We start from the raw sequence: 13,943 nt of genomic DNA on the forward strand, positions 1-13,943 counted from the left end.
TTGTCATACGGAGAGTTGCTGTCGGGTCGCTTCCGGCAGCAGCTCAACCGCCTGCTGATAAGACGCGTCCACAAGGTAGTAAATCTGCGATCCCGGGAGTGAACCGTCGAGATAGACCGTACTCCAGTGCGCTTTGTTCAGATGTTTGCTCGGCCGGACATCGTCGTGCTGCTGACGTAATAGCTCCGCCAGCTCCGGGCTGGTTTTGAGCGACGCCGCCGGGCGGCCTTCCACCTCTTTCACCATCGCAAACAGCACATCTCCAACTTTAATCTGCGTGGCTTTCCAGTCGCTGTGAACGCTCTGCTCCGCGCCTGGCTTACTCATGCAGTACTGCAGTAGCTCCGAAATTGTCATCTTTATTCCCCTTGTAGCGTTGCGATAATTTTACGCGAACCACCGTGAATGCGATGTTCTCCCAGCCAGATCCCTTGCCATGTTCCCAGCAGAAGCCGCCCGTTGTGTACCGGCAGCATTAGCGATACGCCCAGCAGAGAAGATTTGATATGCGAAGGCATGTCGTCCGCCCCCTCATAGTCATGCTCGTAGGAGGCGTTGTCCGGAACGGTTTTCAGAAAATGCCGCTCCATATCAGACCGGACGGTGGGATCGCAATTTTCATTAAGCGTGAGAGAGGCCGACGTGTGCTGAAGCAGCAGATGCAGCAAACCCGTTTTGACGCGCGACAGATCGCGGATCTGCCCGATAACTTCATCCGTCACCAGGTGAAATCCGCGAGGTTTAGCGCTTAAGGTCAGGGTTTGTTGGTACCACATGTGCTGCTCCGTTATGAAAGTGAATCTTTCTAAGTGTGCAGCAAGAAGACGAAAGGTAAAACCCGCAGCGACGAGATTTGATTAAAAAAGAGCCAAACTCGCCGCCAACGATTTAATACTCTGAGTTCACAATGACCTCTTCGCCAAACTTCCCGGCCATTGGCAGCGGGCGATAGGTCGAATTTGAGGCGCGTAACACCCTGATCCCTCTGGCTCCCACATCACGCGCGGCGCTGATATCGTTGTCTGAATCACCGTAGAAGACTTTGATATGTTTCTGCTCCAGCCACTGGGTTTTGGTGTTTTGTCCCGGTTTGTCACCCGCGAAAATCACCGGGTTCATGCTGGCCGCCGGGATCAGGAAATCATCCTGCAGGGTTTTAGAGACGGTTTCCGTTTTGGTCTGACTGCGTCCGGTAACGAAGTAGATGCTGTCGCCACGTTTTACATGCATGGCGATAAGCGCGCGGGCCACCTCTTTCGGGATGCTGAATTCGTCCCAGCCGTTGTTCATCTTTTCCCAGAACTCCGGGTTTTTCAGATACGCTTCGCTGTCCGGTGAGTATGTTTTTTTACCGCGCCAGAACCCGGGGCTGGAGAAGAGAACGGTATCGTCAATATCAAAGCCCACGGCCATTGGCGGGCGGCCCATCAGGCTGTTTTCAATCTGGGCTACAGAGACCCAGTGAATGGGGGCTTGTTCAGCCAGAATAGCGGCGGTAGTGCCGGTGTAAAGCGGCGTCGGTGCGGAAGCGCGCGCGACGACCGTACTGTTAAGCGAGAACAATAAGCAGGCGGCGCTGAGCGCCAGTGTGATCTTGCGCATATTTTCCCCTGAATATTCAGTTTGTTATCGTTTTAATTTGAGCGACTGGTCAAAAATCTATCCGACCATAACCCCAGCGGGAGATGAAGGGAAGGAGTTTTTGCTTATGAGGTTGGATAAAAAGAAGAAGATCACAGAATGCCGGGCAACCTGTTTGTGCGGCCTGATGCCCTCATCCCGGCCCTCTCCCACGGGGAGAGGGGGGGTGAGTAAGTACTTACATTACTGCAGCAAATGCCTGCGCCACGCGATGAACGTTGCTGGCATTCAGACCCGCCACGCACATACGTCCGCTGGCAATCAGGTAGACGCCGAACTCTTCGCGCAGACGTTCAACCTGTGCGGCGCTCAGCCCGGTGTAGCTAAACATCCCACGCTGTTTAAGCAGATAGTCGAAGTTATGCCCCGGTACGGCCTCTTTCAGCACGTTGACCAACTCCTGACGCATCGACAGAATACGCTTACGCATGGATTCCACTTCGGCAAGCCAGCTGGCTTTTAGCTGTTCGTCTCCCAGCACGGTCGCCACCACCTGCGCGCCAAAGTTTGGCGGGCTGGAGTAGATGCGGCGCACGGTCGCCTTCAGTTGCCCCAGTACGCGACCTGCCGCTTCGGCGTCTTCGCACACCACAGAGAGGCCACCCACGCGCTCGCCGTACAGGGAGAAGATTTTTGAAAACGAGTTGCTGACCAGAACAGGCAGACCGGCGCTGGCCACGGCACGGATAGCATAGGCATCTTCTTCCATCCCTGCGCCAAAGCCCTGATAGGCGATGTCGAGGAAGGGGATCAGGTTGCGCGCTTTCAGCACCTCAATCACCGCATCCCACTGGGTGTTGGTGAGATCTGCCCCGGTCGGGTTGTGGCAGCACGGGTGCAGCAGTACTATGCTGCGCTCTGGCAGGGTATTTAGTTTTTCCAGCAGCGCGTCAACGCGCACGCCGTTGGTTTCACTGTCGAACCATGGATAGGTCGCCACCTTAAAGCCGGCACCCTCAAAAATCGCCACGTGGTTTTCCCAGGTGGGATCGCTGACCCATACCCCTGAATCCGGGAAGTATTTTTTCAGGAAGTCCGCACCCACTTTAAGCGCGCCTGAACCGCCCAGGGTCTGGATGGTTGCAACACGTTTTTGTGCGAGCACCGCGTGATCGGCACCAAACAGCAGCGGCGCGATGGCGTTACGGTAAGTATTGAGCCCTTCCATCGGCAGATAAAGAGAAGCACCGTGCGGGGCGGCGTTAAGACGCGCTTCCGCTTCAGCAACGGCTTTCAACTGAGGAATAATGCCGTCCTCGTTGTAATACAGACCAATGCTGAGATTCACTTTGTCGCTGCGAGGATCTTCTTTGAAACGCTCCATTAAGGAGAGAATGGGGTCGCCGGCGTAGGCGTCAACTTTCTGAAACACGCGATGGTTCTCCGGAATTCGATGAGGCAGGGAATTCAACAATAAACCGGATATGACAGAAGATCGAGCGTTTAACCTGTTCCATGCCGGGTCAGGCAACGCTGCCCCCCGGCATTCACAGCAGTTTAATCGATGTACTTCATTGCCACCCTTGATGTCAGGCGCGTTATAAGTTCGTAAGCACTCACTTTCGTGATTTCCGCGATGCGTTCGACGGGCAAACCGTCACCCCACATCACCACATCGTCGCCCGCTTTATCCTGGGCATCGGGGCCAAGATCTACGCAAATCATGTCCATCGCCACGCGACCGACAATCTTCACTTCGCGGCCATTGACCAGAACCGGCGTACCGGACGGCGCAGCACGTGGATAACCGTCGCCATACCCCATCGCCACCACACCCAGCCGGGTGTCACGCTCGCTGGTCCAGGTGCCGCCGTAACCCACCGGTTCCCCCGCCTTGTGCTCACGCACCGCAATCAGCTTAGACACCAGGGACATCACCGGCTGGAAGCCAAAGTCCGGTCCCCAGGGTCTGTTCTCCAGCGGCGATACGCCGTAAAGAATAATCCCCGGACGCGCCCAGTCGAAGTGCGACTGCGGCCACAGCAGAATGCCACCGGAGGCCGCGATAGAGCGCATCCCCGGCTTGCCTTCGCAGAAGGTGTTAAAGATGTCGAGTTGTTGTTCAGTAGCGCCGCAGTCAGGCTCATCAGCCCGGGCAAAATGACTGACTATATTTACCGGCTGGCGGACATTTTTGCACTGGCACAGACGCTGATAAAACGCCTGCGCGTGTTCCGGACGTACGCCCAGACGGTGCATGCCCGTGTCGAGCTTCATCCAGACGGTGACTGGCTCGCTCAGCTCAGCGGTTTCGAGGGCGGAAAGCTGTTCTTCGTTGTGTACCGCCGTGTGCAGATGCTGGTCTGCAATGGTCGGCAGGTCTGCAGCCTCAAAAAAGCCTTCGAGCAGCAAAATCGGTTGGGTGATCCCCCCCGCGCGCAGGCGGAGGGCTTCTTCAAGACGGGCAACGCCAAAGGCGTCGGCATCGGGGAGCGTTCGCGCGGTCTCAAGAAGACCGTGTCCGTAAGCGTTCGCTTTCACGACTGCAACAAGTTTACTGGCGGGAGCCAGTTCACGCAGACGTTGCAGGTTGTGTCGCAGAGCGCAGCGGTTAATCACAACAGTTGCCGCTTGCATTTGATTTCCTTAGAAATTACTCATCATCATATTGAGGACCGGCATAGTTGTCGAAACGCGACCACTGTCCGTTAAAGGTCAGACGTACCGTACCGATAGGGCCGTTACGTTGTTTACCGATAATAATTTCGGCGATCCCTTTCAGGTCGCTGTTCTCGTGATAAACCTCATCACGGTAGATGAACATGATTAAGTCGGCATCCTGCTCGATGGAGCCGGATTCACGCAGGTCGGAGTTGACCGGACGTTTGTCGGCACGTTGTTCCAGGGAGCGGTTAAGCTGCGAGAGCGCCACGACAGGCACATGCAGCTCTTTGGCTAATGCCTTGAGCGAGCGGGAAATTTCCGCAATCTCCAGCGTACGGTTATCGGAGAGCGACGGCACGCGCATCAGCTGAAGGTAGTCGATCATGATAAGGCCAATACCGCCATGCTCGCGGGCGATACGGCGCGCACGGGAGCGCACTTCTGTCGGCGTCAGGCCGGAGGAGTCATCGATATAGATGTTACGTTTTTCCAGCAGGATCCCCATGGTGCCGGAGATACGCGCCCAGTCCTCATCGTCGAGCTGACCGGTACGGATACGGGTCTGATCCACACGAGAAAGCGACGCCAGAGAACGCATCATGATCTGCTCAGATGGCATCTCCAGACTGAAGATTAAGACCGGTTTATCCTGCAACATCGCCGCGTTTTCGACGAGGTTCATCGCAAAGGTGGTTTTACCCATCGACGGACGCGCGGCGACGATAATCAAATCCGACGGCTGCAGGCCTGCGGTTTTCTTATTGAGATCGTCATAGCCGGTGTTAACTCCGGTTACGCCATCGTGCGGCTGCTGGAAGAGCTGTTCAATACGGGCGACGGTGGCATCGAGCACATCGGCGATGTTTTTTGGGCCTTCGTCTTTATTGGCGCGACTTTCAGCGATTTTAAAGACGCGGGATTCCGCGAGATCGAGCAGGTCTTCGCTGGTGCGACCCTGCGGATCAAAGCCCGCTTCGGCGATTTCATTCGCGACCGAGATCATCTCACGAACAACGGCGCGTTCGCGGACGATGTCAGCATAAGCGCTAATGTTCGCTGCACTTGGCGTGTTTTTCGACAGTTCTGCTAAATAAGCAAAACCGCCAACGCTGTCCAGTTGCCCCTGCCGCTCAAGCGATTCCGCGAGCGTAATCAGGTCAATCGGGCTACCGGACTCCTGCAGGCGCGCCATTTCGGTGAAGATGTGGCGGTGCGGGCGAGTGTAGAAATCGTCGGACACGACGCGCTCGGCGACGTCATCCCAGCGCTCGTTATCCAGCATTAAACCGCCCAACACCGACTGTTCCGCTTCAATCGAGTGCGGCGGGACTTTTAACCCGGCGACCTGAAAATCACGCTCACGAGGTTCAGTCTGTTTGTTGAAGGGTTTGTTTCCTGCCATAGTGAATGGAGTTACCGAGATAAAGAGTGGGTCGAAAGATTACCACATTCTGGAGGAAGCATGGCAACACGTATTGAATTTCACAAGCATGGTGGCCCTGACGTACTCAACGCGGTGGAGTTTACCCCCGCCGCGCCTGGCGAAAATGAAGTGCAGGTTGAAAATAAAGCCATCGGCATTAACTACATCGACACCTATATTCGCGGCGGTCTTTATCCACCGCCGTCACTGCCGAGCGGTCTGGGTACCGAGGCGGCGGGCGTGGTCAGCAAAGTGGGCAGCGCCGTTAAGCATGTTAAAGAAGGCGATCGCGTGGTGTATGCGCAATCGGCGCTGGGCGCTTACAGCTCCGTGCACAACGTTCCGGCTGACAAAGTTGCTCTCCTGCCCAATGCCATTTCGTTTGAACAGGCCGCGGCCTCCTTCCTTAAAGGGCTGACGGTCTATTATCTGCTGCGCAAAACCTATGAAATCAAACCCGACGAGCAGTTCCTGTTCCATGCGGCAGCGGGCGGCGTAGGGCTCATCGCCTGCCAGTGGGCCAAAGCGTTAGGCGCAAAACTGATCGGCACCGTGGGGAGCGCGCAAAAAGCCCAGCGCGCGCTGCAGGCCGGCGCCTGGCAGGTGATTAACTACCGGGAAGAGAGCATCGTTGAACGCTTAAAAGAGGTAACCGGCGGCAAAAAAGTGCGCGTGGTATATGACTCGGTAGGGAAAGATACCTGGGAAGCGTCTCTGGACTGCCTGCAGCGCCGCGGTCTGATGGTGAGCTTCGGTAACGCGTCAGGCGCGGTGACCGGTGTGAATCTGGGTATTCTGAACCAGAAAGGCTCGCTGTATGTCACTCGTCCATCCCTGCAGGGCTACATCACCAATCGCGAAGAGTTGCTCGAAGCCAGTAACGAACTGTTCTCGCTGATTGCCAGCGGGGTCATCAAAGTGGATGTGGCAGATGCGCAGAAGTACGCGCTAAGCGATGCGCAACGTGCGCATGAGGTGCTGGAGAGCCGGTCAACGCAGGGGTCGAGTCTGTTAATTCCCTGATCCCAGAAAAGAAATTGGGCTTCCCTGAGGAAGCCCTTTCTTTTTTTAGTTCGGCTGTATGTAGGGTACAGCTCGATGAATTCTTTAGCGGCAGCCATAGTGACAGATTCGATAAGTAAATCCTATTCCGTTCTAAGCAATGCCGCCGGAAAAGTTGCAGGTATGTGACGAACCCCTCAATACCTTAGTAATGAAAGCGGTTATTACGCTGATAAGTGGGCAGTTTTGGTGATTTAATCGCCCGTATAACCCACACCACCGCAACGGCCAGCAGCAGCCACGGCAGAAGTTTGATCGTCAGGGCAAATAATCCGCCAATAAACATGACCACTGTTGCCACCACAAGCGCTGCCAGAATGCCGAGCAGCGACACGCCGGTGGCTAACAGCATGACAAAAAAGCCAATCACAAAAAGCAGTTCCAGCATGGTTCTCTCCCACGAGTTCCCGAATGATGTCGCAACCATTACAAGATCCATGCCAACACTAACGTGTTGTTATAAAAGCAAAACGCCCCGCAAGGCTGTGCGGGGCGTGGTGAATTTGACGAATTTTTAGCGAGATTTATCGTTTATCTGCAACCAGGCGTAGCGCTTGTTCCAGCACTTTGATATCCGCGCCAGCTTTATGCGCGTTCTCGCTCAGATAGCGACGCCACTGGCGTGCGCCCGGGATCCCCTGGAACAGGCCAAGCATATGACGCGTGATATGGCCAAGGTAAGTGCCGTTACTCAGCTCACGTTCAATGTACGGATACATGGCCCGCACCACGGCAACCGGGTCAGTGTCTGCGCCTTCAACGCCGAAGATCTCGCGATCGACCGTCGTCAGAATACCCGGATTCTGATATGCCTCGCGACCGACCATCACACCATCCATATGCGCCAGATGTGTTTTGGCCTCGTCGAGCGACTTGATACCACCGTTGATCGACATGGTCAGGTGCGGGAAGTCCCGCTTCAGTTGATACACACGCGGGTAGTCCAGCGGCGGAATTTCGCGGTTCTCTTTCGGGCTAAGGCCAGAGAGCCAGGCTTTACGCGCATGGATGATAAACATCTCGCACTCGCCCTTTCCGGCAACCGTATTGATGAAATCACACAAGAATTCGTAGCTGTCCTGGTCATCAATACCGATACGGGTCTTCACCGTCACCGGAATGGAGACCACATCACGCATCGCCTTGATGCAGTCCGCTACCAGCTGTGCGTTCCCCATCAGACAGGCGCCGAACATGCCGTTTTGTACGCGATCGGACGGACAGCCAACGTTAAGGTTAATTTCGTCGTAGCCACGTTCTTCTGCCAGCTTCGCACAGTGCGCCAGCGCAGCCGGATCGCTGCCCCCCAGCTGCAGGGCAACCGGATGCTCTTCTTCGCTGTACGCCAGATAGTCGCCCTTACCGTGAATAATTGCACCAGTGGTGACCATTTCGGTGTACAGCAGCGTATGTCGGGAGAGCTGGCGCAGGAAATAGCGGCAGTGTCTGTCCGTCCAGTCGAGCATGGGCGCAATGGAGAAACGGTGTGCGGGAAAGGCAGTCTGGTGTTCTGACGACATGGCGAAGTTTTAAGCATCTGGTGGAAAAGGGGCGCTACTATAGCATAAAGAAAAGCCGGAGGCGCAACGCCTCCGGTGCCCTTTAGAACGTCATACTCAACTGCGCCCCTGCGCCCCAGGTTTCATCTTCACCGTAGAGCCCCATCAGGTCGACGTGGACCGTGTTAAACGGTGCAAAACCGACACCACCGGTAAAGACGTTACTGTCATTCCCTTTCATATCGGCACGATAACCCGCCCGCACGGCCAGCCAGCTCAGCGGCGTCACTTCCGCACCCACGCCAACATACTGCGAGGTATCTTCGCTTTTAAAACCTTTGGTTTCTGTCAGATCGCCATCGGCGGTCAGGGTCACCAGATCGTTGTGCCAGGCGGCACCGGCCGTCACCAGCGGACGGATTTGATAGGTGTCTTTATAGCTCACCACTTCCCCCGTGCGCCCGTTGCGGATGCGAATGTCCTTGGTGTCAATATCGCGCGACATCAGGTTTTGCCCGCTCACCCCGACCGTCCAGTGCTCGCCGAAATCGGCCGCGATACCGGCATCCACGTTAAAGCCGGTATCGTCTTTCCGGTAGCGGCTGTCGTTCCACTTGTTACTGTCGTAATCGTAAATTGAGGTGGTGTAGTTGTAGATCCAGGTTTTCTGCAGTTTTGGCGTGACACCAAGGGAAACCGGGACGCCACCCAGATCGAACTGACGGGCAATGGCAACACCATAATCGGAGACAATTGCCGCCCGGCCAGACGCCGTAGAGTTAAGGTTTTTTGTGATTTGATCGGTACCGTTTAGCGCCGCATCCAGTGCCACGCCCGCCGCCACCGCATCGCTGTTTTGGATACTGCGCAGGTAATCAATATCTTGCTGATCGATGGAAGAGCTGACGCGCCCGTGGGCATAGCCTTTCGCCATAAAGGCCACGGAGAGCACATCGTTAGGGATACTCACCGCAATCCCCGCGCCTGCCGTAGCGCGTGCGGTTTTGCCTTTGAGATAGTCCAGTTCATCGGCAAGATCTTTTGCCGCTCCCTGGAACTGATCGATTGAGCCCAGCGGGTTGGTAATCACTTCGATGGGGGTCAGGCTATCAACCACATCCTTATAGTGATTGATTTTATCGTTGATGGTATCAATCTCATCCTGAAGATTGTCTTCATCCGTCACCTGCACGCCGACGGACGGTAAAATAACCGTCACATCATCGTCCGGTTTCGCCTTTGCCAACAACGCAGGGTTGATTAACGCCCCGCTGCCATAGCTGCCCGAAGCGACGCCCGTGCCACCCATTGCGTCGCTACGTGATTCTGTCCAGGTATTGGCTGCTCCCGCCTGATTTGCCATAAACAGGGAGACAGCGATGCTAACCACCGAAAATTTAAAATGTTTTTTCACAGTATGCTCGTCTTATTGTCGTTAATAACATCACCCTGTTTGTTATCACCCAAACAGGAACGAACTATTGCTGTGAATAAGTACAAAAAGACCCGCTATTTCCTTAAGTAAAACTCCGGACAGGCCTGTTGTTATTTGTGACGGCCCTCAATATTTATAGAAGAGGAAATTATTTTTTCCCAGGTTTTCCATCGTGCGGCCCAAAGAACTGAGGGGGATGATCAACCCAGCGATCTTCACGCGTGGCGGCATACTCCGGGTTAAGCGGATAGTAGATTCGGTTGTGCTTCTTGTTAGCCTCGCCAACGACCAGTAATCGCACCTCTTCTTCGGTGTTATTAATAAAGGTATGGCAGACGCCGGTGCCAGCAGGAAACCCTACGCTGTCGCCGGGTTCAAGCTTCCACAAATAGCCGTTAATCCAGGCTTCCGGATACCCTTCCAGCACATAGATGAACTCTTCTTCGTCGCTTTCCGCGTGGGGATAGGAGGTTCGACGCCCGGGCGGCAAACGCTCGTGGTGAATACCGATTCGCCTGAGCCCCAGGTGACGAGCCAGCGGTGCACCGATGGAGAAAAGCTCGTTGCTGTCGGGATAGGTTGAATTATCTGGCTCTTCCACGTCTCGCCAGTGCCGAATACAGTCAGGTTTTTTCATCATTAATTTCCCGGTTTGCGATGGGTCAGGTATAGCACAGCCTGGCGGATCTCGGCGTTTTTACCAGAACATGGTAAAGTGAGGGTTTTCCAGCCTATAACATCCGAGGTGCTAAATGGATAAGTCCACAAAAGAGCTGTTAGCGCAGGCAGAGAAGCTGTGCGCGCAACGCAATGTGCGCCTGACTCCGCAGCGCCTTGAAGTCTTGCGTCTGATGACCCTGCAGCAGGGCGCCATCAGCGCATACGACCTGCTCGACCTGCTGCGCGAAAGCGAGCCACAGGCTAAACCGCCTACGGTCTATCGTGCGCTAGATTTTCTGCTGGAACAAGGGTTTGTACACAAGGTCGAATCCACAAACAGTTATGTGTTGTGTCATCTTTTTGACCAGCCAACCCATACGTCGGCCATGTTTATCTGCGACCGTTGTGGCGTGGTGAAAGAAGAAGGGGCGGAAGGCGTAGAAGATATTATGCATACGCTGGCGGCCAGAATGGGCTTTGCCTTGCGCCATAACGTCATTGAAGCACACGGATTATGCTCTGCGTGTGTAGAAGTGGAGGCCTGTCGGCATCAGGACGCGTGCCACCATGACCACTCTATCCTCGTAAAGAAAAAGCCGCGTTAACAGCCAAAACAAAGGCGGCCCATGGCCGCCCTCAGGGAGTACTTCCTTGTACTGTCGGGTATCACACGGTTACCAACGGTAGTCGTTGCGTTTTTCCCAGTCGCCGACCTCTTTTTCCGCCTGGTCTTTCTCGTAACCGTAGCGTTCCTGAATTTTACCGACAAGCTGATCGCGTTTACCTTCGATGACCGTCATATCGTCATCCGTCAGCTTACCCCACTGTTCTTTCGCTTTACCTTTGAACTGCTTCCAGTTGCCGCCGATTTCGTCTTTATTCATCATCGTGTCCTCTTAGTTAAGCGTCGGGTCGTAACGTCCGTTACGTTCTTTTCTGCTGGACGTGATAATAATTGTAGTTAAGGATTCGGCAGTTGATTTCATATTCGGAATCTTTAACCGTCACGATATATCGTTGCGGGAAGGAAGCCAGGTATTGTTTTGCCAGTGCCGGTGCCAGATAAAGCCCAGTGACAGGCCCCGCAACGCGAGAAAGACCGCCAGGGAGAGCCATAAACCATGGTTACCCAGCCAGGGGAGCGTGAGCAGCGTCAGGGCAAAACCAGCCGCCGCCACCGCCATGCTGTTACGCATCTCCGCTCCTCGCGTCGCGCCAATAAACATACCGTCCAGCAGATAGCACCAGACCCCCACCACCGGCAAAATGACCTGCCAGATGAGGTAATGGCTTGCCAGCTCGCGCAGTGCAGGAAGGGAGGTGAGTAACGCAATAATCTGTTCGCCAAACCAGGCGTAAATCAGCGCGAACGCCAGCGCCACCAGCCCCGACTGCCGACAGGCCGCCCGCCAGACATCCCGCAACTGACCACTTTCACGTGCGCCGTATGCCTGGCCGGAATGCGCTTCCACAGCATAGGCAAAGCCATCCAGTGCATAGGCGGTAAAGGTCAGCAGCGTCATCAGAACGGCATTCACCGCGACGATATCTGGCCCAAGCCGGGCGCCAAAGACTGTCAGTGCGCCGAAACAGAGCTGCAGCAGCAATGAGCGCAGCATAATGTCGCGATTAAGCGCCAACAGGGTGCGGATATTGCCTCGCCATGCACTCTTGAGCAGAGCAAGGGAAATCCCCCGCATGACAAGCACCCGCCAGACCATCCACAGACCAAGGATAAACGTCCCGTATTCGGCAATCGCCGTCGCCAGTGCCGCACCCTGCACGTTCATGTGCAGGCCCATCACCAGCCAGAGATCGAGCACGATGTTGAGGAGGTTGCCTACCACCAACAGGATCACGGGCGCGCGGGCATACTGCACGCCGAGTAACCACCCCAGCAGAACCAGATTGGCCAGCGACGCGGGCGCGCTGAGCCAGCGAATTTCCAGGAAGCGTCGTGCCTGCTCCAGTACCGCCTCGCTGCCGCCAACGATATGCAGCGCCAGATCAATCAGTGGGGTACGTAATATAGCGATTAACGCGCCTGCCCCAAGCGCCAGAATTAACGGCTGAACCAGCGCGCGCGCCAGACGCAAAGGATCTTTAGCACCGTACGCCTGCGCCGTAAGCCCGGTGGTACTCATGCGCAAAAAGAGCAGGAGCATAAAAAGGAAGCTGGTCGCCGTCGCGCCAATCGCCACGCCGCCCAGATAGATGGGTGAATCAAGGTGACCAATAACTGCCGTATCCACCAGCCCCAGCAGAGGAACGGTGATATTGGAAAAAATCATCGGCAGTGCAAGACGCCACAATGCCTTATCGGATGCCGTAAGCAGTGACATGAAAAAATACCGGGAGTGGATAAGGAATCAGGCCACGGCAGATCCGTAGCCTGTCATGATGAGATTACAGCCATTCTCCGTTGCGAATGACCCCTACCGCCAGCCCCTCGATAGAGAAGTTTTGTTCGCGGAGGTCTACCACAATGGGGGAAAACTCGTTGTTTTCCGGCAGCAGCTGAACCGTATTACCTTGCTTTTTCAGGCGTTTAACGGTGACTTCATCATCGATGCGTGCCACCACAACCTGGCCGTTACGCACGTCTTGCGTTTTATGTACCGCAAGCAGATCGCCGTCAAGAATACCGATGTCTTTCATGGACATACCGCTTACGCGCAGCAGGAAATCCGCGCTCGGCTTGAACATGCCGGGATCAACCTGGTAGTGGCCTTCAATATGCTGTTGCGCCAGCAGAGGTTCACCTGCCGCGACGCGCCCCACCAGCGGAATGCCCGTCTCTTCTTCCACCAGCAGGCGGATACCGCGTGAAGCACCCGATACAATCTCAATTACGCCTTTACGCGCCAGCGCTTTCAGGTGTTCCTCGGCAGCGTTCGGAGAACGGAAGCCCAGACGCTGCGCGATTTCCGCACGCGTGGGTGGCATACCCGTCTGGCCGATATGATCCCGAATGAGATCAAACACCTCTTGCTGCCTGGTCGTTAACGCTTTCATTCCGCCCCCTGGGTGTATATACAGTTATGCTGTGAGTATATACAGTCAAAGGCGATTTTGGAACCAAAAACTGCACAAAAAACCAGGGACTTAATTATTCCTCGAGGCTCATCGGAAATGTGACCAAAGCAGCGTGACCCAGGTGATGACCGCAGTGATAATCGCCAGCAACACGGCAGCAGAGCCCATGTCTTTTGCCCGGCCAGAAAGTTCGTGGAAATCAGAGCCAATACGGTCCACTACGGCCTCAATAGCGCTATTAAGAATTTCCACTATCATCACCAACAGCACGGAGCCGATCAGAAGCACGCGGGTAATGGCATCAACATCCAAGAAACAGGCGATAATCACCGCGACAATCGCGGCGACACCCTCCTGGCGAAACGCGGCTTCGTTGACCCATGCGGCGCGAAAACCTTTCCAGGAATAGCCAGCAGCTTTAATGATACGGGTTAACCCAGTGGTATTATTGGCCATTAAAAGAACCTTTTATTTGAAATAGCGTCAATAACAGGAGGCGCAACGTGTTGCGCTGTAGCCTGAAGTATGACGGGTAACAACAGTAATTTCGCGCGCTTTCTGTTATCCTTGCGCCGCAATTGCA

General features: G+C 55.0%; 16 protein-coding genes and 1 pseudogene. 2 read left to right on the forward strand and 15 right to left on the reverse strand.

Features of this window, described 5'->3' with window-relative positions; translation table 11 throughout:
* Positions 1-3: 3 nt before the first annotated feature.
* From ACOTZF_RS21710 to dnaB, 6 genes are all read right to left on the reverse strand, one after another.
* Positions 4-357: an MmcQ/YjbR family DNA-binding protein gene (locus ACOTZF_RS21710; RefSeq protein WP_013095068.1), complete on the reverse strand. Its 354-nt coding sequence runs from the start codon at positions 355-357 to the stop codon at positions 4-6.
* Positions 358-359: 2 nt separating this feature from the next.
* Positions 360-776: a secondary thiamine-phosphate synthase enzyme YjbQ gene (locus tag ACOTZF_RS21715; protein ID WP_013095067.1), complete on the reverse strand. Its 417-nt coding sequence runs from the start codon at positions 774-776 to the stop codon at positions 360-362.
* A 112-nt stretch (positions 777-888) separates the two neighbouring features.
* Positions 889-1,602 carry an acid phosphatase AphA gene (gene aphA / locus ACOTZF_RS21720; RefSeq protein WP_013095066.1) on the reverse strand — a complete coding sequence of 238 codons (714 nt, stop codon included), beginning with the start codon at positions 1,600-1,602 and terminating at the stop codon, positions 889-891.
* 217 nt (positions 1,603-1,819) lie between these two features.
* Entirely contained in the window at positions 1,820-3,013 is a 1,194-nt protein-coding gene (gene tyrB, locus ACOTZF_RS21725; protein WP_029882661.1) for an aromatic amino acid transaminase, read from the reverse strand.
* A gap of 125 nt (positions 3,014-3,138) precedes the next feature.
* The gene (gene alr, locus ACOTZF_RS21730; RefSeq protein WP_129252130.1) at positions 3,139-4,218 is read right to left on the reverse strand and encodes an alanine racemase; all 1,080 of its coding nucleotides are present in this window, start codon (positions 4,216-4,218) and stop codon (positions 3,139-3,141) included.
* Positions 4,219-4,234: 16 nt separating this feature from the next.
* Positions 4,235-5,647, reverse strand: a complete 1,413-nt coding sequence (gene dnaB, locus ACOTZF_RS21735) for a replicative DNA helicase (RefSeq protein WP_013095063.1) — start codon at positions 5,645-5,647, stop codon at positions 4,235-4,237.
* 60 nt (positions 5,648-5,707) lie between these two features.
* Between dnaB and ACOTZF_RS21740 the strand changes: the two genes are divergently transcribed.
* A complete protein-coding gene (locus ACOTZF_RS21740; protein ID WP_013095062.1) occupies positions 5,708-6,691 on the forward strand; it encodes a quinone oxidoreductase in 984 nt (327 codons plus the stop codon).
* Between the two features lie 184 nt (positions 6,692-6,875).
* On the opposite strand, the gene pspG is transcribed toward ACOTZF_RS21740, so the two are convergent.
* The 4 genes from pspG to ACOTZF_RS21760 all read right to left on the reverse strand — a co-directional run bounded on the left by pspG (position 6,876) and on the right by ACOTZF_RS21760 (position 10,301).
* Positions 6,876-7,118, reverse strand: coding sequence for an envelope stress response protein PspG (gene pspG, locus ACOTZF_RS21745; RefSeq protein ID WP_038980822.1), 243 nt, complete (start codon positions 7,116-7,118; stop codon positions 6,876-6,878).
* A gap of 136 nt (positions 7,119-7,254) precedes the next feature.
* Positions 7,255-8,250: a tRNA dihydrouridine(20/20a) synthase DusA gene (gene dusA, locus ACOTZF_RS21750; protein ID WP_038980821.1), complete on the reverse strand. Its 996-nt coding sequence runs from the start codon at positions 8,248-8,250 to the stop codon at positions 7,255-7,257.
* Positions 8,251-8,332: 82 nt separating this feature from the next.
* Positions 8,333-9,592, reverse strand: coding sequence for a conjugal transfer protein TraF (gene traF / locus ACOTZF_RS21755; RefSeq protein ID WP_155687126.1), 1,260 nt, complete (start codon positions 9,590-9,592; stop codon positions 8,333-8,335).
* 220 nt (positions 9,593-9,812) lie between these two features.
* Positions 9,813-10,301 (reverse strand): cupin domain-containing protein, encoded by a 489-nt coding sequence (locus ACOTZF_RS21760; RefSeq protein ID WP_023620296.1) that lies wholly within the window; start codon positions 10,299-10,301, stop codon positions 9,813-9,815.
* Positions 10,302-10,416: 115 nt separating this feature from the next.
* Between ACOTZF_RS21760 and zur the strand changes: the two genes are divergently transcribed.
* Positions 10,417-10,929 carry a zinc uptake transcriptional repressor Zur gene (gene zur, locus ACOTZF_RS21765; RefSeq protein WP_013095057.1) on the forward strand — a complete coding sequence of 171 codons (513 nt, stop codon included), beginning with the start codon at positions 10,417-10,419 and terminating at the stop codon, positions 10,927-10,929.
* Between the two features lie 69 nt (positions 10,930-10,998).
* On the opposite strand, the gene ACOTZF_RS21770 is transcribed toward zur, so the two are convergent.
* The 5 genes and pseudogenes from ACOTZF_RS21770 to ACOTZF_RS21790 form a co-directional block, all read right to left on the reverse strand.
* Positions 10,999-11,208, reverse strand: a complete 210-nt coding sequence (locus ACOTZF_RS21770; RefSeq protein ID WP_020686626.1) for a CsbD family protein — start codon at positions 11,206-11,208, stop codon at positions 10,999-11,001.
* A 49-nt stretch (positions 11,209-11,257) separates the two neighbouring features.
* Positions 11,258-11,332, reverse strand: a pseudogene (locus ACOTZF_RS21775) (hypothetical protein); the annotation flags it as partial.
* Positions 11,329-12,666, reverse strand: coding sequence for an MATE family efflux transporter DinF (gene dinF, locus ACOTZF_RS21780; RefSeq protein ID WP_045294820.1), 1,338 nt, complete (start codon positions 12,664-12,666; stop codon positions 11,329-11,331). The gene dinF and the pseudogene ACOTZF_RS21775, both read right to left, overlap by 4 nt.
* A 64-nt stretch (positions 12,667-12,730) precedes the next feature.
* Entirely contained in the window at positions 12,731-13,339 is a 609-nt protein-coding gene (gene lexA, locus ACOTZF_RS21785; RefSeq protein ID WP_013095053.1) for a transcriptional repressor LexA, read from the reverse strand.
* A gap of 108 nt (positions 13,340-13,447) precedes the next feature.
* Positions 13,448-13,816, reverse strand: coding sequence for a diacylglycerol kinase (locus ACOTZF_RS21790; protein WP_013095052.1), 369 nt, complete (start codon positions 13,814-13,816; stop codon positions 13,448-13,450).
* Positions 13,817-13,943: the final 127 nt, after the last annotated feature.

The sequence above is a fragment of the Enterobacter cloacae complex sp. SHL021 genome (assembly GCF_049237765.1).
Classification (GTDB): domain Bacteria; phylum Pseudomonadota; class Gammaproteobacteria; order Enterobacterales; family Enterobacteriaceae; genus Enterobacter; species Enterobacter cloacae.